Below are 21,589 nucleotides of genomic sequence, written 5' to 3'. Positions count from 1 at the left end.
GTCCAATTCTGGGAGGAATATAATGTTTAAGACGAAATTGATTGCGGCTGCGGCCGTTGGGACATTACTAATTGCCAATCAAGCGCTGGCCGCCGACAAGAAAGTCGTCGCGGTGTCGATTCCGGCAGCCGACCATGGTTGGACGGCCGGTGTCGTCTACCACGCACAGGCTGCCGCCAAGGAAATCAATGCCGCTTTTCCAGGCGTCGAGGTCATCGTCAAAACTTCGCCATCAGCAACGGCGCAAGTGAGTGCTTTGGAAGACTTGTCAGCTGGACGCGAGCTCGATGCCCTGGTCATTCTGCCGTATTCCTCGGAAGAACTGACGACCCCGGTCAAGGCCGTCAAGGACGCCGGAACGTTCATAACCGTCGTCGACCGCGGTTTGAGCGACGCCACAATCCAAGATCTATATCTTGCGGGCGATAATATCGCAGTCGGCCGGAACACCGCGAAGTACATGATCGACAAACTCGGCGGCAAGGGCAATCTCGTCGTTCTGCGCGGCATCCCGACCGTCATCGACGACGAGCGCATCAAAGGCTTCAATGATGCCATCCAAGGGACTGAACTGAAGGTCCTCGACATCCAGTATGCAAACTGGAACAGCGATGAGGCTTTCAAGCTGATGCAGGACTATCTTGCGAAGTATCCGCAGATCGACGCGGTATGGGCCAACGATGATGACATGCTGCTCGGCGTGCTTGAAGCCGTCAAGGAATCCGGCCGCAAGGACATCAAGCTCGCTCTCGGCGGCAATGGCATGAAAGACATCGTCAAAAAGGTCATCGATGGAGATGCGATGACCCCGGTGGAGACACCATATCCGCCTGCAATGATCAAGACGGCAATCTACATGACTGTCGCCAACCTTATTGGCCAAGCGCCAGTGCGCGGTACCGTCAAGCTCGACGCCCCGCTGATCACCCAGGAGAACGCCAAGGAATACTATTTCCCCGATTCTCCTTTCTAACCACTTACCCAAACCGGGGCGGCCCATGCCGCCCCACTGCATGCAGCAAGAGGAGCAGATCATGCCAGGCAAGAAAATACTGATGCTAACCGGTGAGTTCACAGAGGAATACGAGATTTTCGTCTTCCAGCAGGCGATGGAAGCGATCGGACATACGGTGCATGTCATCTGCCCGGACAAGAATGCGGGCGATCTCATCAAGACATCGCTCCACGATTTCGAGGGCGATCAGACCTACACCGAAAAACTCGGCCACTTCTTCACCATCAACAAGACGTTTTCGGAAGCTGAGAAACAGCTTGACCAGTACCATGCGGTTTATGCAGCTGGCGGTCGCGGGCCGGAATACATCCGTACGGACAAGCGTGTGCAGGCCATCGTCCGGCACTTCCACGAGACGCAGAAGCCGATCTTCACGATCTGCCACGGCGTCCAGATCCTGATCGCCGTTGATGGCGTCGTGCGTGGCAAGAAGGTGGCGGCGCTCGGAGCTTGCGAGCCTGAGGTCACTTTGGCTGGCGGTACATATATTGATCTCTCACCGACTGAGGCCTATGTCGATGGCACAATGGTGTCGGCAAAAGGTTGGACTGCATTGGCCGCATTTATCAGGGAATGCCTAAAAGTGCTTGGAACTGAAATTCGCCACAGCGAAGATGTCGCTAAGGCCGCCTAACGCCCTTAACCACACGATGCTGGATAATGAAAAATGGCCGCCTCCGAGCGGCCATTTGATATAATCATTAGCCTAACACCGTGCCAATTGCTCAGTGGTTATGGCGCGGAAGCTTTTCAGCAAGTTTACGAAATTCCGGGGCGCCTTCGATGACGGCGCCATCGGACAGTTGCGTCACGGTGCGGCGGTACAGCATCTGCCATGGTGTGGCATCCGCCGGAACGGCGGGAATGCCCTCTGCCTTGCGCCGTTCGACTTCTTCCGGCTCGACCAGCATGTCGCAACGGCCGTTGTTGAAATCAATGCGGATAATGTCGCCGCTTCGCACATAGGCAAGGCCGCCGCCTGCTGCACTCTCAGGAGAAGCGTTGAGGATCGACGGGCTGTCAGCCGTGCCAGACTGGCGGCCGTCGCCGATCGTTGGCAGACTAAGAATACCCTTTTTGATCAAATGATCCGGTGGCTGCATATTGACCACTTCGGCCGAGCCAGGCCAGCCGAGCGGGCCGGCGCCGCGGATCACCAGGATCGTGCGCTCGTCGATATCCAATACCGGATCGTTGATCCGCTTATGATAATCCTCGGAGCCATCGAACACCACCGCCTTGCCGTCAAACACGCCTTCCTTACCAGGCTCGCTCAGGTAACGTTCGCGAAAGCCGGCTGACACAACGCTCATCTTCATGATGGCGAAGTCGAACAGGTTGCCCTTCAGCACGAGGAAACCGGCGCGCTCTTTCAGCGGCGTATGGAAAGGCAGGATGACTTCGCGGTCAGTTGCCTCCCGGCCTTCCAGATTTTCCGCCATGGTCTTGCCGGTCACCGTCGGACAGCCGCCTTCGAGCTTACCGGCTTGCAGCAGCTCCCACATGATGGCCGGGACGCCACCGGCTCGGTGGAACCGCTCACCAAGGTATGCGCCGGCCGGTTGCACATTGGCCAGCAACGGAATGTCAAAGCCATGTGTCTGCCAGTCGTGGGTGTGCAATTCGACGCCGGCATGCTTGGCCATGGCGGCCAGATGCGGCTGCGCGTTGGTCGAGCCGCCAATCGCGGAATTCACCCGGATCGCGTTGAGGAACGCCTCGCGCGTCAGGATATCCGATGGCCTGATATTTTGCAGCACCAGTTCAACGGCTCGCCGCCCGGTGCGATAGGCCATCTGGCCGCGCTCGCGATAGGCGGCAGGAATGGCGGCGCAACCGGTGAGCGACATGCCGAGCGCTTCTGCCATGGCATTCATGGTCGAGGCTGTACCCATGGTGTTGCAATGACCGATCGACGGCGCAGAATCGAGCGCAGACTGCAGGAATTCCTCCCGCGTGATTTCCCCTGTCGCATATTTGCGCCGCGCCCGCCAGATGACCGTGCCGGACCCGACCAGATCGCCATCGTGCCAGCCGTCGAGCATCGGACCGCCGGAAAAGACGATCGCCGGAATATCGACGGTCGAGGCTGCCATCAGTGCCGAAGGCGTTGTCTTGTCGCAACCGGTGGTTAAGACCACGCCGTCGAGCGGATAACCGTAGAGGATTTCGACCAGGCCGAGATAGGCAAGGTTGCGGTCGAGCGCCGCTGTCGGCCGCTTGCAGTTCTCAAATAACGGATGGGTCGGAAACTCGATCGGGATGCCCCCGGCATCACGGATGCCATCGCGGACGCGCTTGGCAAGCTCGATATGGTGGCGGTTGCAAGGATTGATGTCGCTGCCGGACTGGGCAATCCCGATGATCGGCTTGCCGAAGCGCAGCTCTTCCGGCGTCGTGCCGTAGTTCATGAAGCGCTCGAGATAGAGCGCCGTCATATCGAGATGATCGGGATTGTCGAACCAGTCCTGCGAACGCAGACGGCGCGCGCCCTTGCTATCCTCGGCCATTATTTCTCCTCCCCGCCTGATGCAGCGTTCATCGCTTCCAGATGCAGCAGCAAGGCGCTGTGGTCCATGTCGCCGCCGCCCCCTGCCACAAAGGCCGAAAACTCAATCCGTATCTGCTCGGTCAAGGGTAGGTCCAGCGAAAACAGATCGATCATCTCCTTGACAGCGTTGAGGTCTTTCAGCTGCAGCTTCGATGAGCCGCCGGGCGTAAAATCCCGTTTTACCATGCGCGCGCCATGAAGTTCGAGAATCCGGCTCTCGGCAAAGCCGCCGCGGATGGCGTCCCGGAACTTTTCCCGAGAAGCGCCGCCGGCCTCGACCAGCAGCATCGCTTCGGCAACAGCACCGATGGTGATGGCAACGATCTGCTGGTTGGCCAGTTTGCACATCTGCCCGGCACCGGGCGGCCCGACATGGGTCACGCGTCCAAGGGCTACAAACACCTCGACAAGTCCATCGATCGCTGCCGCGTCGCCACCAGCCATGATGGCAAGCGTTCCGGACTGCGCGCCGACGACGCCGCCGGAGACCGGTGCATCGACATGCGCAATGCCAAGCACCTTGAGGCGGGCGGCGTGATCCCTGGCGACCGGCGGTGAAATCGAGCTGCAATCGACAACGATGGCGTCCTCGGCCAGAGCTTCGGCCACGCCACCGTCAAATAGCACTGCCTCGACGGCCTTGCCATCGCTGAGCATGGTGAAGGCAATATCGCAGCCTTTGGCCGCCACAGCTGCCGTTTCGGCCACCACCGCACCGTCGGTAACGAGAGCCTGCGCCTTGGTGACGTCCCGGTTCCAGACCGTAACCTGATGACCGGCGGCGAGCAGCCGTCGTGCCATGGGCGCACCCATCAGTCCTGTTCCGAGAAAGGCGATCCTGCGGGGGCGCTTCCGATCCGAACCTCTTGCGTTCAAAGCTTTCCTCCCAGCTCGTCCTCGATATGGACGCGGATGATCTCATCAAAGGAGGTTTCGGCGATAAAGCCAAGCGCTTTCGCACGGGTCGCCTCGAAGCCCGGGGCCCAGCCGGCGACCATCTTAATGATCATCTCGTCCGGCTTCCGGCGGATCAGCGCGACCGCCCGATCGCCAGCCACGCGGCGCAGCGCCTCGATCTGTTCGCCCACCGTGGCACTGAGGCCTGGCATGGAGAGAGCCCTACGCGGGCCTACTGTCTCCAGATCGATAGTCGCGCCATGGATGAGGAAGCCCACCGCCGAGCGTGGTGAGGTGTGCCAGTGACGAACGTCTTCGGAAACGGGGAGAACGGCTTGCCTGCCGACCAACGGTTCGCGCAGGATATTGGAGAAGAAGCCGGACGCGGCCTTGTTCGGCTTGCCGGGACGAATGCAGATCGTCGGCAGGCGGATGGCAATGCCGTCGAAGATGCTGCGGCGGCTGTAGTCGGACAAAAGCAGTTCGCAGATCGCCTTCTGGGTGCCATAGCTGGTCAGTGGCGTCGTGTGATAATCGTCCGGGATCGGATAGGGCAATGGCGCACCGACGACGGCGATCGAGGAGGTGAAGACGACACGCGGCCTGTAGCCGTCGACGCCATTTGCAAGGCGGATGGCGTCGAACAGATAGCGCGTGCCATCGAGATTGATCCGATAACCCTTCTCGAAATCAAGCTCCGCTTCTCCAGAGACGATGGCCGCCAGATGAAAGATCACATCCGGCCGGGCCGCGATGAGCGACCCCGCTTCGCCCGGTGCCGATAGGTCGGCCTCCTTGGTGTTGACCTTACCGGTAAAACCGTCGGGAGCCTGCGGGGTTACGACGTCCACCAAGGTTAATTCGCTGATCGGCATGCCGCCAAGCTCGCCGTCTGCAGAAAGCTTGGCCGCGAGTTTGCGGCCAACCATTCCGGCCGCACCGATGATCAGGATATGCATCAGTCTCTCCTCCCTGGATTCGACCGCCCTAAATTGCTTAGAAGCACCTCAATAAAGGCGGACAAAATTTCTATTGTAAGGTTGTCTGATAACCTTATATGGTCAAGTTGAAAATAGAATATTTGGCACGCCGACGAAAAAATCTCCGCCCCTTAAAAAGGGGTAGGCGGTGTCGAAGGGGCATTCTGGGAAAAGGTAAGACATGAGGGCGGATGTCATGTGCACATCAGCGGCTCTGCAGGCATCCCTGCGCGCGGCATTGACGAACGATATGGTGATGACGGATAGCGCGGAGATGCTTCGCTTCTGTCGGGACTGGCACGGCGATGTGACCAGCAGCGCCGTCGCGGTACTGCGCCCGCGCTCAACCGAGGATGTTGCCGCTGCTGTTCGTGCCTGTCGTGCGCTCGGTCTTTCGATCGTTCCTCAGGGTGGAAATACCGGATTGGTGCTGGGCAGCATTCCGGATCGGCCCGAAAGCCAGGTGGTTTTAAGCCTCGAGCGCATGAACGCCATCCGTAATATCGACGCCGACGACTTTTCGGCGGTGATCGAAGCCGGCTGCATCCTGTCGGAGCTAAAGGACCGGATCGCCGAAAAGGACATGTATTTCCCGCTGGCGCTCGGCGCCCAGGGCTCCTGCCACATTGGTGGCAATGTTTCGACCAATGCCGGCGGAATTAACGTGCTGCGCTATGGAATGACGCGCGAACTGGTGCTGGGCCTGGAAGTGGTGTTGCCCGACGGCACGATCTTCAACGGCCTGTCGACCCTGCGCAAGGACAATCGCGGCATCGATCTGAAGCAACTCTTCATCGGCGCTGAAGGAACGCTTGGCATCATCACTGCCGTGTCCATCAAGCTGATGCCTTTCCCGGATCAGGTGGCAACTGCTCTGCTTGGGCTGAACTCTCTCGATGATGCCATCAAGCTCTATCGACGCGCCCGGCGCGATTGCTGCGACCTGATGTCGGCCTTCGAATTCATGCCGCCGCTGGCCTTTGTCCTGGCAAGGGAAGCGATCCCGGATCTTTCGATGCCGATTGCCGGCGATTATCCAGCCTATGTGCTGATGGAGATTTCCGGATCCGGTCTCGTCGATATCGCGGATCTGATGGAGCGCTTCCTCGGCGGCGTCATGGAAGACGGCCTTGTGGTCGACGGCGTGATCGCCGCTTCGCAAGCTCAAGCGCGTAACCTCTGGCTTTTCCGTGAGGGCATGAACGAAGGGCAGGCCAAGCGTGGCCCGCATATGCGCACCGACATTTCCGTGCCGCTCTACCGCCTTGCCGATTTCGTGCGCGACGCAGAGCAGGCTGTGTCGGAGGCGCTTCCCGACTGCATCAGCGTGTCCTACGGCCATGTTGGCGACGGCAATGTGCATCTGAATGTCCTGCCGCCATGCAACAGTTCGCCGGACGAGGCAGCAGCCAAGATCTACAAGGCCAAGACGGTCGTGAACCAGGTCCTGGACGGGTACAACGGCAGCATCAGCGCCGAGCACGGCATCGGCCGCCTGAAGCGTGCCGATTTCGAAGAACGGCTGGATCCGTCGCGGCGCGCAGTACTAACTGCCCTGAAGCAGGCCATCGATCCATCCATGGTGATGAACCCAGGCTGCCAATTGAATTTCCCCGGCATATCGTAGAATAGTCTGGCATTATCAGGGGGCGGAAAAGAGCATGACGGCGGACTTCAGCCAGATCAGACGGAACGAGCATCTGCCGGCGCGCATCGCCGGGCATATAGGCAAGGAAATCGCCGAAGGTCGGATTACGGCCGGCGAGAAGCTGCCGACGGAGCACATTCTAGCCAAAACCTTCGGCGTTAGCCGCTCCGTGGTGCGCGAGGCGATCGCTCAATTACGCAATGAGGGTCTTGTCGAGACCCGCCAAGGCGTCGGCGCTTTTGTCACGGAGACTCTGGGGCGGGGCGCCATTCGGATCGAGCAGACCGATCTCCGCGACCGCGGGAGCTTTCGCAGCCTTTTCCAGCTCCGCATGCCGCTGGAGATCGAGGCAGCCGGTCTTGCCGCCATCCATCATGACGATGCTGATTTAAAAAAGCTGGACGACTCGCTGGCCCAGATGACGGGGGCTGAAAAATGGACCGATCAGGGGATTGTTGCCGATCTCGTCTTTCACCGGGCCTTGGCGACCGCGACCCATAATGAGTATTACCCGTTGTTCATCGGCTTCATCGCCGAGCGCATCAGCCTTGCCATAAATGCAGCGCGCGCCGCCGCCCTCCTTGAGGAAATCGTCGAGATCACGATTGCCGAACACGTTGCCATCCGTGACGCGGTGGCGACGCGCGACCCCTTGAAAGCCCGCGCCGCGATGCGCAACCACATCATGGGTGCCGCGGGCAGGCTGGACTTGACGCTCGAAATATTCTGACGCCGGCTGATCGGCCGTGACGGCCACTTGTAGGTTTTTCGCGGCTTTCCAACTTGGGCTCTGGACAGGCGGATTAAGACACACTAAAAAAGCAGTTGGAGCGTTGTCAGACATCCTGACAATAAGGCAAGTTGTGCTGGAGGGCATACTCGCCGGATAGGTGGGAGGGTTATTTTTGAATTCCCAACGTGTATTGCGCGCAGAGTCTATTTTGCCGGATGACGCCGCCGACGCTTTTCTGGTCGGACGCGTCTGGTCGAAGGTAAACGCTGGCCCATGCCCGGTGATGATCTCGGGTGGTCGCGTGGTGGACCTGACGAGCCTTGCAGCCACCATGTCGGCCCTTCTCGAAATGGAAAACCTCGTTGATGTCCTGCGCGCTGCATCCGGTCTGACAGATCTCGGTACCCTCGACAGCTTCCTGTCCGGGGAAAAGGGAACGGTTCTTGCCCCGGTCGACTTGCAGGCTGTCAAGGCCGCTGGCGTAACTTTTGCCGACAGCATGCTGGAACGTGTCATCGAGGAGCAGGCCAAGGGCGATCCTTTGCGGGCCCAGGCGATCCGCGCAAAGCTTGCGCCTGTTCTCGGCGACAGTCTTCGCGGTCTGGTTGCGGGCTCAGAACAGGCATCCAAGGTCAAGTCACTGCTTGAGGATATGGATGTCTGGTCGCAGTATCTGGAGGTCGGCATCGGTCCGGACGCTGAAATCTTTACAAAGGCCCAGCCGATGTCCTCGGTTGGGTGTGGGGCGCTTGTTGGCATTCACCCGATCTCGCAATGGAACAATCCAGAGCCGGAAGTGGTGCTGGTGCTGCGCTCCGATGGCCTGATTGTCGGGGCGAGCCTGGGCAACGACGTGAACCTGCGGGACGTCGAGGGACGCTCGGCACTGCTGCTCGGCAAAGCGAAAGATAACAATGCCTCCTGCTCGATCGGCCCGTTCATTCGCCTGTTTGACGACAGTTTCACGATGGACGACCTGAGCCGCGTCAGGGTCAAGCTCGTGGTCCACGGCGAGGATGGTTTCGAGATGACGGGTGAAAGCCCGATGGAGGCCATCAGCCGCTCACCGGAAAACCTTGCCTCACAGCTTAGGAACCGAAATCACCAGTATCCGGATGGCGCAGTCCTGTTCCTTGGAACGATGTTCGCTCCCGTGAAGGATCGGCGCGGGACCGGGCAGGGGTTTACCCATGAAATCGGCGACCGTGTGGAAATTTCGACAGCTCGGCTTGGCCGCCTGGTAAACTGGGTGGAACGCAGCGACGTCTGTCCGGAATGGACATTTGGCGTTGGAGCCCTCATCCGCAACCTGGCCGATCGCGGTCTTTTGGATAAGGCATAAGTCATGCAGAAGGCGACCGATCTATTTTTCCGTTTTCTTGAATTGCTGCTCATCCTGCTTCTTTCGGGCATGGCGATCATGGTCTTCGTCAATGTGATCATGCGCTACGGTTTCAATTCGGGCATCAACGTTTCCGAGGAATTGTCGCGCTATTTCTTCGTCTGGCTGACATTCATCGGTGCAGTCGTCGCGTTTCGTGAGCACAGTCATCTCGGCATCGAGACTTTGGTGATGTTTCTGTCGCGCCGCGGCCGGATCATCTGCATGTCTCTGTCAAATCTGGTGATCATCCTATGCTCGGCCATCTTCTTCTGGGGAACGTGGAAGCAGTTTCCGATCAATGCCAGTATGGCAGCTCCGGTGACGGGCATGTCGATGATCTGGGTCTATGGCGTCGGCCTGTTCACAGGTGCCGGCATGGCGATCATCGCGATCGAGCGACTGTTTCGGTTGCTGACCGGACGCGTGACAGATGAGGAGATCGCGGCATTCGCAGGTGAAAATCTGACCATCGAACAACTGGCGGAGCGTACCTGATGACCCTTCTCGTCTTTATCGGGTCATTGCTTGGGGCCATGGCGATCGGCGTGCCCGTCGCCTTCGCGCTGATGTTCTGCGGCGTCATTCTCATGTGGTTCATGGGCATGTTCAACACGCAGATCATCGCGCAGAACATGATCGCCGGGGCTGATACCTTCACGCTTCTGGCCATTCCCTTCTTTATCCTGGCCGGCGAGTTGATGAACTCCGGCGGCCTGTCGCGTCGCATCATCGAGTTCGCGATTGCCTGCGTTGGCCACATTCGCGGCGGTCTGGGCCTTGTCGCCATTCTGGCGGCGATTATCATGGCCAGCATTTCCGGCTCGGCCGCAGCCGATACCGCCGCGCTTGCAGCCATTCTGCTCCCCATGATGGCCAAAGCCGGCTACAATGTGCCTCGATCGGCGGGACTGATCGCCGCCGGCGGCATCATTGCGCCGGTCATCCCGCCTTCGATGGCCTTCATCGTCTTCGGTGTTGCCGCAAACGTTTCCATCACCCAGCTGTTCATGGCCGGCATCGTGCCGGGCATCATGATGGGCCTGGCTCTGGTGATCGCCTGGCTGATCGTCGTGCGCAAGGACAAGGTGGAGCCGCTGCCCAAGGCGCCGGTGTCGGCGCGGCTGACAGCCACCGGCCGGGCGCTGTGGGCACTCGGCATGCCGGTCATCATCCTCGGCGGCATCAAGGCCGGCATCATGACGCCAACCGAGGCTGCGGTAATCGCAGCCGCCTATGCGATGTTCGTCGGCATGGTCATCTACCGCGAGCTTAAGCCGAGGGACCTGCCGCGCGTCATCCTGCAGGCGGCCAAGACGACATCGGTCATCATGTTCCTGGTTTGCGCAGCACTCGTCTCGGCATGGCTGATTACCGCCGCCAATATCCCGGCAGAAATCGCCGGTTACATCGAGCCACTGATCGACCGCCCGATGCTGTTGATGTTTGTGATCATGATCCTGGTTCTGGTGGTCGGAACGGCGCTCGACCTCACGCCGACCATCCTGATCCTGACGCCCGTCCTGATGCCGATCATCAAGCAGGCGGGCATCGACCCGGTCTATTTCGGCGTCATGTTCATCATGAACAATTGCATCGGGCTGATCACGCCGCCCGTCGGTGTCGTGTTGAACGTCGTCAGCGGCGTCGGTCGGGTTCCGCTTGGCAAGGTGACGATCGGGGTCTGGCCGTTCCTTCTGGCGCAAACGATCGTTCTCTTTCTCTTGGTTCTGTTTCCGGACCTCGTTCTCGTGCCTGCCCGGTGGCTGCATTAGCCGCCAGCAACCCACAGTCTCACTCAACCATCCAGGGAGGATATTATGAGAAAACTGCTTCTAGCCACCACCGCGATTGCATTCGGCCTGTCGGCCGCGGCCCCGGCCTTTGCCGAGTTTAACGACCGCAACATTCGCATTTCGAACGGCATCAACGCCGACCACCCGGTCGGCAACGGTATCAAGGCCATGCAGGCTTGCCTGGATGAAAAGTCCGGTGGAAAGCTCAAGATTACCGCTTTCTGGGGCGGTGCGCTTGGCGGTGACTTGCAGGCAACCCAGGCCCTGCGCTCGGGCGTGCAGGAAGGCGTCGTCACCTCGTCCTCCCCGCTTGTCGGCATCATTCCGGCGCTGGGCGTCTTCGACCTGCCCTTTCTGTTCGCCACGCCGCAGGAAGCCTATAAGGTCCTTGACGGCAAGTTCGGCGATATGATGAACGAGAAGCTGGAAGCCGCCGGCCTCGTCAATCTCGCCTATTGGGAAAACGGCTTCCGCAACCTGTCGAACTCCGTTCGTCCGGTTACCAAGTGGGAAGACTTCGAGGGGATGAAGGTTCGCGTCATGCAGAACAATATCTTCCTCGACACGTTCCAGAACCTTGGCGCAAACGCCACGCCGATGGCATTTGGCGAAGTGTTTTCGGCTTTGGAGACCAATGCGATCGACGCCCAGGAAAACCCCTATGTGACGATCGACACCTCAAAGTTCTTCGAGGTGCAGAAGTACATCACCGAGACGAACCACGCCTATACGCCGTTCCTGTTGCTGTTCTCGAAAGCGATCTTCGACACCTATACACCGGAAGAGCAGACGGCGCTGCGGGAGTGCGCGGTCGTTGGCCGTGACGAGGAGCGAAAGGTCATCCAGGAACTGAACAAGACGTCCCTTGATAAAATCAAGGCCGCCGGCCTGGAAGTGAATGTTCTGTCTGCTGAAGAGCAGGCCCGTATTCGCGAAAAGTCGATGATCGTTTATGAAAAGCACAAGGCCGAAATCGGCGCCGATGTTGTCGACGCGATCCTTGCGGAGCTTGCAGCAGCGCGCAAGTAATCCTTGACTGCCTTAAGAAACTTGAAGGGGACCGTGCATCAATGCCCGGTCCCCTTTTCATGAGCGCGTGTATCGCTGAGTGGTTGTGACCATCATTCCGGAACAGCAGGCAAAACCGTCTCACGCTTCTTCAATTGCCGCTCCCGGAAGAAGATGAAAAGTCCGGAGGCGACGATAAGCGCCGCGCCTGTCAGCATGCTCAGCCGCGGTACATCGCCGAAGAAAATCCAGCCGAACACCACCGCCCAGAGCAGCAGCGTATATTGCAGCGGCGCCACCGTTGCCGCATCCGAAATCTTCAGGGCACGGTTGACCAGCATATGGGCGGCCATGGCAACAATACCGAGCAGGCCGAGCAGCGACAGATCGACACCAGACGAAATCGGCGCCCAGTCGAACGGCGCGAAGGCGAGACCGGCAAGGGCAGCGCCGGCGACCTGAAAGAACACCAGCGTCTTGTCCGGCGTGTTGCGCAGACCGCGACCCGACAGCAGCATGAAGGCGAAGGCCATGCTGCCGACGATCGAGATCAGGGCCGGCAGGGTGAAGATCGCCCTCGACGGTTCGAGCGTGATGATAACGCCAACAAAACCGGCGGCAATGGCGCACCAGCGCCGCCAGCCGACTGTCTCCCCCAGCAAAAGGGGGGACGCTGCCGCAACATAAATCGGTGCTGCCAGCCAGTAGGTCATGACATCGGCCAGCGGCAAATACATCACCGCATAGTAGAAGCAGAAAACCTCCAGGGTGGAAAACACCACACGGGCGAACTGCATCCATGGCTGCTCAGCGGAGGTGATGGATTTGAGCCCGGCCAGCCAGAGGAACGGTGCCAGAATGACGAGCGCCGCCAAACTGCGGATCAGGATAACCTGTCCGAGCCCGTAGCTCGCCACCAGCCATTTCCCCATCGCATCGTTAAGGGCGAACATCACCATGCCCAGAAGCATGATCAGCGGACCGGCAAGTGGCGAAATTGCCATCCCGGCACGGGTTTCCAGAGTAGTCACACAAAACCTCCCAATCTTCTTTTTTAGGCGTAGGACGCTTTACAAGCTGGTCGCATCCGAAAGACGACGGCTCACCGTAAAGGCGCGATCCAGGTCCGGGTTGAGGTCCATGCCGAGGCCGGCGCCGGGGGGAACGGTGATCATCCCGTTTTTCACCTCCGGCAACGCCGTCACCAGATCCCGATACCAGGTGCGGTAGAATGCGCGCACGCTTTCCTGGACCAGCGCGTTTGGCGCGTTGAGAGACAGATGGGTGGATGCGCACAGGACGACGGGTCCGGTACAGTCGTGGGGTGCGACCGGCAGGTGCCAGGCCTCGGCCATCGCGGCGATCTTGCGTGCCTCCGAGAGCCCGCCGCACCAGGAAATGTCAAGCATGATCACCCCGGCCGCGCCGGTTTCCAGAAGATCGCGGAACGCCCAGCGCGAGCCAAGCGTCTCCGACGCCGAAATCGGTGCGGGCGACACGGCTGCATAGCGTGCAAGGCTAGACAGGCTGTCCATCTTGATCGGGTCTTCGTGCCAGAACGTTTTGTACGTCGTCAATTCCTTGGCGATCTGCATGGCCGGCAACAATTGCCACATGGAGTGAAACTCGACCATGATATCCATCCTGTCGCCGACGGCGGTGCGGATCTTCTCAAAAGGCTCAAGCGCCTTTTTCAGGTTCGGCATCGAGATATATTGCCCGTGGGTCTTTTCTGCCGCCGCATCGAAGGGCCAGATCTTCATCGCCGTGATGCCCTCTTCAAGCAGCGATTGGGCAAGTTCGTCGGCATTGTGGAGGAAGCCGTTGAGGTCGTCGTAGTCCTTGCCGTCCGAAAGGCCGTAATTGGAGGTCGTCTGTCCGGTGGCTTTCTTGATATATTCGCTCCCGGCACAGGTATTGTAGGTGCGGATCTCCTGACGGGTAAACCCGCCCAGCAACTGTGCGATCGGCATACCCGTCGCCTTGCCGAAAATATCCCAGAGCGCGATGTCGAAGGCGGAATTGCCACGCACTTCGGCCCCTGATGATCGAAAACCGAGATAACCGACGAGGTCGGCGGCCAGCAGGTCGATCTGCAGCGGATCGCGGCCGATCACCCGTGGCGCAATATACTCATGCACGTAGGCCTCGACCGTCTGTGCGCCGAAGAAGGTTTCTCCGAGACCGGTTATGCCTTCGTCGGTATGAACCAGCAACCAAAGCAGATTGGCACGCTCCGCAACGCGCACGGTTTCAAGGCCGGTGATCTTCATAGGTGGTCTCCCGTCCGTCTCAAACAAGGCCTGCTGTGAGCAGTGCCTTGATGCTTTGATCGAAATGCCGGTTCATCAACACGGCAGCGGCCTGCGGATTGCCGTCAACGATCGCCAGCGCGAGATTCTCGTGCAGCGCATTCATCGCCCGGCGCTCATCATCATCGGCACGGCTCTTCCAGCCGATCGGCCATGTCTGGCGGGTCACGCCCTGGAAGGCCCCAATGATCAAGGCGAAGACCGGGTTGCGGGAGGCGCGTGCGATGGCTGCGTGAAGGGAGATATCATGCTCCATGACCGCCTTGGGATCGCCGATGGCTTGTCCCATCGCCTGGGCGTGATCAAGGATCAACTGCGCTTCTGCCTTTGTGCGCCGGAGTGCGGCAAGCGTCGCCGTGCGTGCCTCGATCGTGCGCCGCACATCGTAGATGTGCAGGATATCGATCTGGTCGGTAACCACGCCATGTTCGATCATCATCGCCATTGAGGCATCGTCAAGTGGGGCAATCGTCGGTCTTTTGCCAACGCCAAGATCGACAAGACGCAAGGCGGCCAGCGAGCGCAGTGCTTCGCGGATGACTGTCCTTGAAACCTGAAACTGTTCAGATAGTGCCGCCTCCGCCGGCAAATGATCGCCGGGTTTAAGCTCCTTGTCGCGTATCAGGCGCGTTATTGATGCAATTGCTCCGGCGACAAAATCGTCGGCGACGAGCGGAACAGGGGTTTTGCCCATAAGTAGTCCTCTATCTTCTGGAAAGCTATAGTACAGCTTTCCAGAAAAATGAAGGGCTACGCGTGGTTTTTGCGTTGTCGTGCATTGGAAACCGTAGGGCGGCTGCCTGCATCGTCCGTCCGTCACCGGGGCCAGGTGGCTCCGGTTGTCGTCAGATAAATGGCGTAGAGCGACTGCGTGGCCGTGATAAACAGGCGGTTGCGGCGTGGGCCGCCAAATGGGAGATTGGCGACCGTCGCTCCTGTGTCTGCTGCAGCCAGCGACGACGATATCAATATCGGGCGCGATCAAGTCGTGCTCCTCCCCAAAGGCCGCAAAAACGCCACGGCTGTGTCCGCCTCTATGTCTCCGGCATGTGCCGCGCGACAGGCCATCAAGGCAAGCGTACGGCTGGATCATCAGGGGACGCCGGCCGATCGTTGAGAAGCTCGTAGGCGTGCGTCACCGTGCGGACGTCCGTCGGGGTTCCGAGGCCGGTAAGATGGTACCGGGTGTTTCAAACATATCGGGTTTCATGTTGCATTCCATTCACAAGCCCGATGGTTGAAAAGGAAAAACGGCCCGCTGGATTCCAGCGCCCCTTAGTCGGAGGGAGCCCTCAGGATGACTTTTGCGCTTCGATCTACGGTGCGCTCTTCTTACTCGCAAGCGATGCGTTCGTCTGAATTTCGATCTTGCGTGGTTTCATCGCCTCGGGGAGTTCTTGAACCAGATCGATCGACAACAGGCCATTCGTCAGTTCTGCGCCGGCGACCCTTACGTGGTCTGCCAGCTCGACGCGGTGTTCGAAGGGCGACCGGCTATACCACGATGCAGGTAGGTCAAAGCCAACGCTCGAGCGGAAGAGTGGTGCATAGTCATAAGATGTTGCGATGGCCATATCCTCCTTGAAGCAACATGGCACTAGCTCGACAGCGCGATCGCCGACGTCAAAACTTCCGGCCGGCTGAGATCACAGGCATTCTGGCAGACGCGGCCAGCGCCGAGGGCGCCGCGAGCATCGCGAAGGCCGAACCGTCGATCGATATCCTCGTCAACAATCTCGGCATCTACGAGAGCAAGGCCTTCAGCGACATCACCGACGCCGACTGGAGCCATATGTTCAACGTCAATGTCATGAGTGGCGTGCGTCTGTCACGCACCTATCTTCCGGGCATGGTGGAGCGGAAGCTTGCTCTTCGACAGGTTTCCTAATGGGCACACTACCTCGCGCATTTGTTGAATGGGCGATCGTATATGGATACTTATGGGGCCATCACAGTCAGCCGATCGGACTCGTCGCCGGCCATTCGGTCTCTGCATTGGCAACGACCCGGTTCCGCCCCTGACTCTTGGCAAAGTACAGTGCGTGATCTGCTTGGCTTTGGAGGCGTTCAGCGGAAATGCGTCCACACTGTATAGTCATCGCCACGCCGATGCTGACCGTTACAACTGGCATTACGCGCGACAGAGGGTTGGGGAGTGACGCGGCCTCGACCCGTTTACGGATGGTTTCAGCTACCGCAAAAGCAGCATGTTTGTCAGCACCCGGGAGCAGGACCAAAAACTCTTCGCCTCCATAGCGGGCCACCTGATCATGATCATCTCTGAGGCTGCTCTGAATTATTCCGGCAACCTTCACCAGGCTGCGGTCGCCCTCCGCATGCCCAAGGCTGTCATTCAGGCACTTGAAATCGTCAATGTCGCACATCAAAATCGCAGCGCCCCCTGAATTTTCTGCTGCTTTCCAACATTTTTTAAGCCGCTCCATCATCGAGCGTCTGTTAGCGACCCCCGTCAACGGATCCGTTCGCGCAAGCAGTTCGAGCCGGGCATTAGCATCAAAAAGATCGGCGAGGCGACTGCGGTCGCGCAACTCCAGCAGGAATGTTTTGTGCGCGAAAATCGTTGCTGTTCGGCGCGCCACCAAGGTTGCACCAATGCCGCTCGCGAAGAACAGGGTTCCTGCCACTGCACTTCCGGGCTGGATGTCCGGGTTTCCGAGCTGAAACACGAGGTAAAGACCGACAGCATACGCGCCGATCACCATAGCCCAGCGGAGCGGAATCGGAAAAATGACGATAGCGGTCACAGCGACGAAAAGCATGATCGTCAAATGCCGCTCGTAAAACTCACCACCCGTAGCAATCCCCACCAAAGCAACGGACAACAGAATAAAGAAAACGCCAACTAGCAGGACTGTTGCCTGCAGCCGCACAACCCTTCGCTCGCGAAAAAAAATCGCGACCGTTACGGCGGCGGGTGGGAGGATCGCGGCCGGCAGAAGCATCGACACGACAATCTCGGCAGGTAGCAAGAATGCGTTGAGACATAGCGTGAGGACGTCGAGAACAATAACCCAGATCATCCATGCCCTTATGATCTTAGACGTCTGAGGCCAGGAGCGCTCTTGGAAAAAACGCGAGAGCTCGCTGTTTAGATGGATGTCTCGGGTTCGGCCGCCAAGTTGGCGCGCCACCTCGTCTCCGATGACCGCAGTGGGCCGTTCGAGAGCGTCGTACGGCGGTGCATCTCACCGATTTAGGACATCAGCCAATGGAAACAACCGTGGGCGGAAGCCAACGTTTAACACGGTTTGCTAAATCTAAACGAAAAATCGGATGCACTGGGCAAACGGAAAATCCCATGACAAAGTCAAGTATCGCCGCCCTGTACTCCCCACTCGTCCTCATTGCGCTCATCTTGTCGCCCCCGCACCCCCTCTAGAAGCCAAGGCTGTTGATTTCCACTGAGAACTGACCCGGTATTTCCACCGAGATTTGACCCGCCTTTTAGATATGTTTCGGGTCTGGTGTAGAGGTCAAGTTCCTGTTTTTCTCCTTCGTGTTTTTCGGTTCATGAGCTGAGCTATTCTTGAAGCGGAAGCTGTCGTTTCCGGTTTCGAGGATGTGGCAGTGGTGGGTCAGGCGGTCGAGCAGCGCCGTGGTCATCTTGGCATCGCCAAAGACGCTGGCCCATTCGCTGAAGCTCAGGTTGGTGGTGATGACGACACTGGTACGTTCGTAGAGCCTGCTCAGGAGATGGAAGAGCAACGCGCCACCTGACGCACTGAACGGCAGGTAGCCCAGCTCGTCGAGGATGACGAGATCGGAATGGACAAGCCGATTGGCGATCTGCCCTGAGCGACCTTGCGTCTTCTCCTGTTCAAGCGCGTTGACCAGCTCGACTGTTGAGAAGAACCGGACGCGTTTGTGATGATGCTCGATTGCCTGGATACCGAGAGCGGCGGCAATGTGGGTTTTGCCTGTGCCAGGGCCGCCGACCAGGACAATGTTGTTGGCATCATCGAGGAAGTCGCAGCGATGGAGCTGGCGCACGAGCGCCTCGTTGATCTCGCTGCTCGAGAAGTCGAAGCCGTTGAGATCGCGATAGGCCGGGAAGCGAGCGATCTTGAGCTGATAGGCGGTTGATCTGACCTCCCGCTCTGCCGTTTCCGCTTTGAGCAGTTGCGACAGAATAGGAATGGCAGCCTCAAAAGCTGGTGATCCCTGTTCGGTGAGCTCACCGATTGCCTGAGCCATGCCGTGCATCTTCAGTTGGCGCAGCATGATAACGATCGCGCCGCTGGCTGGGTTATGACGCATGGCGGACCTCCGCAGTCTTCCTCAGGGAGTCGTAGCGTTCGACATTGGCCTTGGGCTCGTTGGTAAGTGTAAGAGCTTGCGGCGCGTCGATCGTCGGTGGTGTCGAGGATTTGCCATCGACGAGGCGATGCAACAGGTTCAGCACATGGGTTTTGGTCGGAACTCCGGACGTCAAAGCCATATCGACTGCCGATAGCACTGCCTGTTCGTCGTGCTGGAGAACAAGCGCCAGAATATCGACCATCTCTCGATCGCCACCCGGCTTTTTGAGCAGGTGCTGCTGCAGCGTTCTGAAGGCTTCGGGAAGATCGACGAACGGCGCACCATTGCGAAGAGCGCCAGGTTTGCGCTGCACGGCCGCGAGATAGTGCCGCCAATCGTAAATCGTCTGCCCAGGTCCGTCATGCGACCGGCTGATGATGCGAAGATGCTCGCATAAGACCCTCCGCTGCAACAACGATACGGTCTGGATAAACCCGAATGCTGACGGGTCGGTTGGCAAAGGATGCCGGAACGCTGTAGCGATTGCGATCGAAGTGAACCAGGCAGGTTGGGGACACCCGTTTGGTATGCTCGACAAAACCATCGAAGACACGCGCCGTTGGCATCAGAGTTTTTGTTTCCTCGGCCAGGAGGTCAGCGATAGTGCCACGCATCTTTCCATGCGGGGTCTGCTGCCAAACCTCCTTGCATCGAAGCTGCAGCCAGTCGTTCAGGGCTTCCAACGATGGAAAGCGTGGTGTCGGTTGAAAGAACCGATGGCGCGAATCCTGAACATTCTTCTCGACCTGGCCTTTCTCCCAGCCAGACGCCGGATTGCAGAACTCCGGCTCATAGAGGTAGTGGCTGGCCATTGCCATGAAGCGGATGTTAACGTCGCGCTCCTTGCCGCGTCCAATCTTATCGATTGCCGTGCGCATGTTGTCGTAGATGCCGCGCCGTGGCACCCCGCCGAAGACACGGAACGCGTGGTTATGGGCATCGAACAGCATCTCGTGCGTCTGCAGAAGATACGCCCGGACGATGAACGCCCTGGAATAGCTAAGCTTTGTATGGGCCACCTGCAGTTTGGTGCGCTCATTGCCGATGATTGCCCAGTCTTCCGACCAGTCGAACTGGAAGGCCTCACCCGGATCAAAGGCCAGCGGAACGAACGTCCCACGCCCCGTGGTCTGTAGCTCCCTTTGCAGATCAGCTTTCCATTCCCGAGCAAAAGCAGCAACCCGACCATACGATCCCTCGTAGCCAAGGCTCATCAGATCGGCATGTAATTGCTTCAGGTTGCGCCGCTGCTTCCGGTTCTTTTTGGCTTCCGTCCGCAGCCACGCTGACAGCCGGTCGGCAAAAGGATCAAGCTTGCTCGGCCGCTCCGGCACCTTGAAAGATGGTTCCACGCCATCAAGACGGAGATATTTGCGGATGGTGTTCCGGGATAGGCCGGTTCTGCGGCCAATCTCCCGGATCGATATGTGGTCTCGAAAATGCCAGCGTCGGATCACGCTCAGTAACGCCATGTCGATCACTCCGTAGCCCCCGCTGAAAACACGCAGGGCAAGGTTCAAACATGGGTCAATTCTCGATGGAAATATCCTGTGCTACCGGGTCAGTTCTCAGTGGAAATCAACAGCTTAAGAAAACGCTAGATGCGATGTCAGAGGTAAATTTTCGAAGTCAGCGCGTAACCTCATTTTTGCATTCTTTTTAAACCGTCTCGTCGTTCCGCTTTAAACCACCTAATCGCTTCGATGTCGACGGTGCCGTCGCTTGCGATCTCGTCTTAGATATACGGTGACACACAGGAGCGGATTTCACCGCTGAAGGAGCGATAGGTATTGTTGTTGGGATTGTACGAGTGATATCGAGCAAAACACCATTCAGTGTGGTTCTCCCCCGCGTGACCGATTTCTTCGACATTAGATGAAATCTGCACCACATCCGAGGTCGTCGAGTTGCGCTCCGCAGCCGCAAAGGGCGGCTCACACTGCCGGCGGGCGCCACCGTACGGCTGGTATGTGTTGTCCGACGCGCGATACGATCTATATCGCTCGGCGCACCATGCGGTGACTGCCGTTCCTGATCCAACGTATGGCGCTTCGCCGACTATCTCGTTCTGACCGATGCCGTGGGGTTGGGCATCCTGCCTCAAGGCAAGACCCGTGCCGGTTACAATTTCTTGGGGTGCTGGGTCCATCCTGTCGGTCTCTGGCTGTTGAACGACAAGAGCGGGGAGGCGTTCGAAGCTCTGCTTGCTGCGATCGATAGACACGGGCCGGGAGGTCCACAGAGACGTAATATCAATGTTGCCAAGTTTTTTCGGTTCGGGGGCGGGCCCAAAATTGGGGATTGCCATGACACTCCCAGCAATGAATGTGAGAGAGAGCGTGACGCCCAGGACGGGCAGGATGGGGTAGGTCATCGTTGGCTCCAGCTTTTACAGACCTAGACCGCCCAAACTCCACGGCGGGAATCTGGACCGGTTTCTCAGGGGGCTTTAGCGGGAATTCCGGACCAGAACCGTTCGCCCCTAGGGGTATGATTTTTTTCATCGGCGAAACGCGCCTTGGAGCTAGGAGTTCCAATCGCGAGAGCTGATGTGTGTTCCCTGGACCATTGCCTTGGAAGACTAGGACTTTAGTTAGTCTCGGTCCTGCCATGGCCATCGGGAGGTCGCCCGGCGTCTTCGCGTTGCTCAGCCGCTCCGCCCCCGCCGTCAGGATGACTATGCGCATAGCCCCGGAGGCGAATGCGTGACCATCTGACGCCATTGGGTGGGTGCGGCTGCCATTCAACTGCGGCTCTCATTCCGAGTAGGAAAGCGTTTCTACGAGCCGCTGCAATGCCGGCCGTAGTGAACCGGCGTCGGTAATGTGCGCCTTAGGGTCGAGACTCAATCGGCCCACCATATGAAGATGGCGGCGATGTAGCATGTTGCTGTGAAGTTGGTTGCAAGCTTGTCATATCGAGTTGCGACGCGCCTCCAATCCTTGAGG

At 58.7% G+C, this 21,589-nt stretch carries 17 protein-coding genes and 5 pseudogenes; 9 read left to right on the top strand and 13 right to left on the bottom strand.

Annotated elements, in window-relative coordinates; translation table 11 throughout:
- The first annotated feature begins 22 nt into the window (after window positions 1-22).
- Window positions 23-973, top strand: a complete 951-nt coding sequence (locus tag ACP7E6_RS27255; RefSeq protein WP_426232984.1) for a substrate-binding domain-containing protein — start codon at window positions 23-25, stop codon at window positions 971-973.
- Between the two features lie 61 nt (window positions 974-1,034).
- The gene (locus ACP7E6_RS27250) at window positions 1,035-1,649 is read left to right on the top strand and encodes a DJ-1/PfpI family protein (protein ID WP_426232982.1); all 615 of its coding nucleotides are present in this window, start codon (window positions 1,035-1,037) and stop codon (window positions 1,647-1,649) included.
- A 91-nt stretch (window positions 1,650-1,740) separates the two neighbouring features.
- On the opposite strand, the gene ACP7E6_RS27245 is transcribed toward ACP7E6_RS27250, so the two are convergent.
- From ACP7E6_RS27245 to denD, 3 genes are read right to left on the bottom strand one after another with little or no spacing between them, the layout of a single operon-like run.
- Window positions 1,741-3,525: an IlvD/Edd family dehydratase gene (locus ACP7E6_RS27245; protein ID WP_426232980.1), complete on the bottom strand. Its 1,785-nt coding sequence runs from the start codon at window positions 3,523-3,525 to the stop codon at window positions 1,741-1,743.
- Window positions 3,525-4,442 carry an NAD(P)-dependent oxidoreductase gene (locus ACP7E6_RS27240; protein ID WP_426232978.1) on the bottom strand — a complete coding sequence of 306 codons (918 nt, stop codon included), beginning with the start codon at window positions 4,440-4,442 and terminating at the stop codon, window positions 3,525-3,527. Before ACP7E6_RS27240 ends, ACP7E6_RS27245 begins: the two co-directional genes overlap by 1 nt.
- Window positions 4,439-5,422, bottom strand: coding sequence for a D-erythronate dehydrogenase (denD, locus tag ACP7E6_RS27235; protein ID WP_426232976.1), 984 nt, complete (start codon window positions 5,420-5,422; stop codon window positions 4,439-4,441). Before denD ends, ACP7E6_RS27240 begins: the two co-directional genes overlap by 4 nt.
- A 271-nt stretch (window positions 5,423-5,693) precedes the next feature.
- Here denD and ACP7E6_RS27230 point away from each other — a divergent pair, with 271 nt between their 5' ends.
- The 6 genes from ACP7E6_RS27230 to ACP7E6_RS27205 all read left to right on the top strand — a co-directional run bounded on the left by ACP7E6_RS27230 (window position 5,694) and on the right by ACP7E6_RS27205 (window position 12,030).
- A complete protein-coding gene (locus ACP7E6_RS27230) occupies window positions 5,694-7,070 on the top strand; it encodes an FAD-binding oxidoreductase (protein ID WP_426233032.1) in 1,377 nt (458 codons plus the stop codon).
- Between the two features lie 34 nt (window positions 7,071-7,104).
- Window positions 7,105-7,821 carry a FadR/GntR family transcriptional regulator gene (locus ACP7E6_RS27225; protein ID WP_426232974.1) on the top strand — a complete coding sequence of 239 codons (717 nt, stop codon included), beginning with the start codon at window positions 7,105-7,107 and terminating at the stop codon, window positions 7,819-7,821.
- Between the two features lie 175 nt (window positions 7,822-7,996).
- Window positions 7,997-9,166 (top strand): fumarylacetoacetate hydrolase family protein, encoded by a 1,170-nt coding sequence (locus tag ACP7E6_RS27220; RefSeq protein WP_426232972.1) that lies wholly within the window; start codon window positions 7,997-7,999, stop codon window positions 9,164-9,166.
- Between the two features lie 3 nt (window positions 9,167-9,169).
- Window positions 9,170-9,703 carry a TRAP transporter small permease gene (locus tag ACP7E6_RS27215; protein WP_426232970.1) on the top strand — a complete coding sequence of 178 codons (534 nt, stop codon included), beginning with the start codon at window positions 9,170-9,172 and terminating at the stop codon, window positions 9,701-9,703.
- Window positions 9,703-10,980 (top strand): TRAP transporter large permease, encoded by a 1,278-nt coding sequence (locus ACP7E6_RS27210; RefSeq protein WP_426232968.1) that lies wholly within the window; start codon window positions 9,703-9,705, stop codon window positions 10,978-10,980. Before ACP7E6_RS27215 ends, ACP7E6_RS27210 begins: the two co-directional genes overlap by 1 nt.
- Window positions 10,981-11,025: 45 nt before the next feature.
- On the top strand, window positions 11,026-12,030 hold the full coding sequence (locus ACP7E6_RS27205) for a TRAP transporter substrate-binding protein (RefSeq protein ID WP_426232966.1): 1,005 nt from the start codon (window positions 11,026-11,028) through the stop codon (window positions 12,028-12,030).
- A 92-nt stretch (window positions 12,031-12,122) separates the two neighbouring features.
- Here the strand turns inward: ACP7E6_RS27205 and ACP7E6_RS27200 are convergent, their stop codons facing one another.
- The 5 genes and pseudogenes from ACP7E6_RS27200 to ACP7E6_RS27180 form a co-directional block, all read right to left on the bottom strand.
- Window positions 12,123-13,013: a DMT family transporter gene (locus ACP7E6_RS27200; protein WP_426233030.1), complete on the bottom strand. Its 891-nt coding sequence runs from the start codon at window positions 13,011-13,013 to the stop codon at window positions 12,123-12,125.
- A gap of 66 nt (window positions 13,014-13,079) precedes the next feature.
- Window positions 13,080-14,282 carry a mandelate racemase/muconate lactonizing enzyme family protein gene (locus ACP7E6_RS27195; protein ID WP_426232964.1) on the bottom strand — a complete coding sequence of 401 codons (1,203 nt, stop codon included), beginning with the start codon at window positions 14,280-14,282 and terminating at the stop codon, window positions 13,080-13,082.
- A gap of 19 nt (window positions 14,283-14,301) precedes the next feature.
- Window positions 14,302-15,015, bottom strand: coding sequence for a FadR/GntR family transcriptional regulator (locus ACP7E6_RS27190; protein ID WP_426232962.1), 714 nt, complete (start codon window positions 15,013-15,015; stop codon window positions 14,302-14,304).
- A 122-nt stretch (window positions 15,016-15,137) separates the two neighbouring features.
- A pseudogene (locus ACP7E6_RS27185) lies at window positions 15,138-15,251 on the bottom strand (SMP-30/gluconolactonase/LRE family protein); the annotation flags it as partial.
- A 386-nt stretch (window positions 15,252-15,637) separates the two neighbouring features.
- A pseudogene (locus ACP7E6_RS27180) lies at window positions 15,638-15,837 on the bottom strand (Hsp20 family protein); the annotation flags it as partial.
- Between the two features lie 85 nt (window positions 15,838-15,922).
- Here ACP7E6_RS27180 and ACP7E6_RS27175 point away from each other — a divergent pair.
- Window positions 15,923-16,182, top strand: a pseudogene (locus ACP7E6_RS27175) (SDR family NAD(P)-dependent oxidoreductase); the annotation flags it as partial.
- A gap of 94 nt (window positions 16,183-16,276) precedes the next feature.
- On the opposite strand, the gene ACP7E6_RS27170 reads toward ACP7E6_RS27175, so the two are convergent.
- The 5 genes and pseudogenes from ACP7E6_RS27170 to ACP7E6_RS27150 all read right to left on the bottom strand — a co-directional run.
- Window positions 16,277-17,485 carry a GGDEF domain-containing protein gene (locus ACP7E6_RS27170; RefSeq protein WP_426233029.1) on the bottom strand — a complete coding sequence of 403 codons (1,209 nt, stop codon included), beginning with the start codon at window positions 17,483-17,485 and terminating at the stop codon, window positions 16,277-16,279.
- Between the two features lie 301 nt (window positions 17,486-17,786).
- Window positions 17,787-18,599 carry an IS21-like element helper ATPase IstB gene (istB, locus tag ACP7E6_RS27165; protein ID WP_426232960.1) on the bottom strand — a complete coding sequence of 271 codons (813 nt, stop codon included), beginning with the start codon at window positions 18,597-18,599 and terminating at the stop codon, window positions 17,787-17,789.
- Window positions 18,589-20,113 (bottom strand): annotated as a pseudogene (gene istA / locus ACP7E6_RS27160) (IS21 family transposase). Before istA ends, istB begins: the two are co-directional and overlap by 11 nt.
- A gap of 263 nt (window positions 20,114-20,376) precedes the next feature.
- Window positions 20,377-21,015, bottom strand: coding sequence for a BA14K family protein (locus ACP7E6_RS27155; protein ID WP_426232959.1), 639 nt, complete (start codon window positions 21,013-21,015; stop codon window positions 20,377-20,379).
- Window positions 21,016-21,486: 471 nt separating this feature from the next.
- Window positions 21,487-21,589, bottom strand: a pseudogene (locus ACP7E6_RS27150) (IS5/IS1182 family transposase); the annotation flags it as partial.

The organism is Pararhizobium sp. DWP3-4, assembly GCF_049898205.1.
Lineage (GTDB): Bacteria > Pseudomonadota > Alphaproteobacteria > Rhizobiales > Rhizobiaceae > Pararhizobium.
Note: the sequence above shows the minus strand (reverse complement) of the source record. Positions and strands in the feature narration are given on the sequence as shown.

Coding starts and splice junctions, on each gene's coding strand:
- istB (WP_426232960.1), bottom strand. CDS start 18,599: ATGCGTCATAACCCAGCCAGCGGCGCGATCGTTATCATGCTGCGCCAA.
- denD (WP_426232976.1), bottom strand. CDS start 5,422: ATGCATATCCTGATCATCGGTGCGGCCGGAATGGTTGGCCGCAAACTC.
- ACP7E6_RS27195 (WP_426232964.1), bottom strand. CDS start 14,282: ATGAAGATCACCGGCCTTGAAACCGTGCGCGTTGCGGAGCGTGCCAAT.
- ACP7E6_RS27205 (WP_426232966.1), top strand. CDS start 11,026: ATGAGAAAACTGCTTCTAGCCACCACCGCGATTGCATTCGGCCTGTCG.
- ACP7E6_RS27190 (WP_426232962.1), bottom strand. CDS start 15,015: ATGGGCAAAACCCCTGTTCCGCTCGTCGCCGACGATTTTGTCGCCGGA.
- ACP7E6_RS27230 (WP_426233032.1), top strand. CDS start 5,694: ATGGTGATGACGGATAGCGCGGAGATGCTTCGCTTCTGTCGGGACTGG.
- ACP7E6_RS27155 (WP_426232959.1), bottom strand. CDS start 21,015: ATGACCTACCCCATCCTGCCCGTCCTGGGCGTCACGCTCTCTCTCACA.
- ACP7E6_RS27245 (WP_426232980.1), bottom strand. CDS start 3,525: ATGGCCGAGGATAGCAAGGGCGCGCGCCGTCTGCGTTCGCAGGACTGG.
- ACP7E6_RS27255 (WP_426232984.1), top strand. CDS start 23: ATGTTTAAGACGAAATTGATTGCGGCTGCGGCCGTTGGGACATTACTA.
- ACP7E6_RS27200 (WP_426233030.1), bottom strand. CDS start 13,013: ATGGCAATTTCGCCACTTGCCGGTCCGCTGATCATGCTTCTGGGCATG.
- ACP7E6_RS27250 (WP_426232982.1), top strand. CDS start 1,035: ATGCCAGGCAAGAAAATACTGATGCTAACCGGTGAGTTCACAGAGGAA.
- ACP7E6_RS27210 (WP_426232968.1), top strand. CDS start 9,703: ATGACCCTTCTCGTCTTTATCGGGTCATTGCTTGGGGCCATGGCGATC.
- ACP7E6_RS27215 (WP_426232970.1), top strand. CDS start 9,170: ATGCAGAAGGCGACCGATCTATTTTTCCGTTTTCTTGAATTGCTGCTC.
- ACP7E6_RS27225 (WP_426232974.1), top strand. CDS start 7,105: ATGACGGCGGACTTCAGCCAGATCAGACGGAACGAGCATCTGCCGGCG.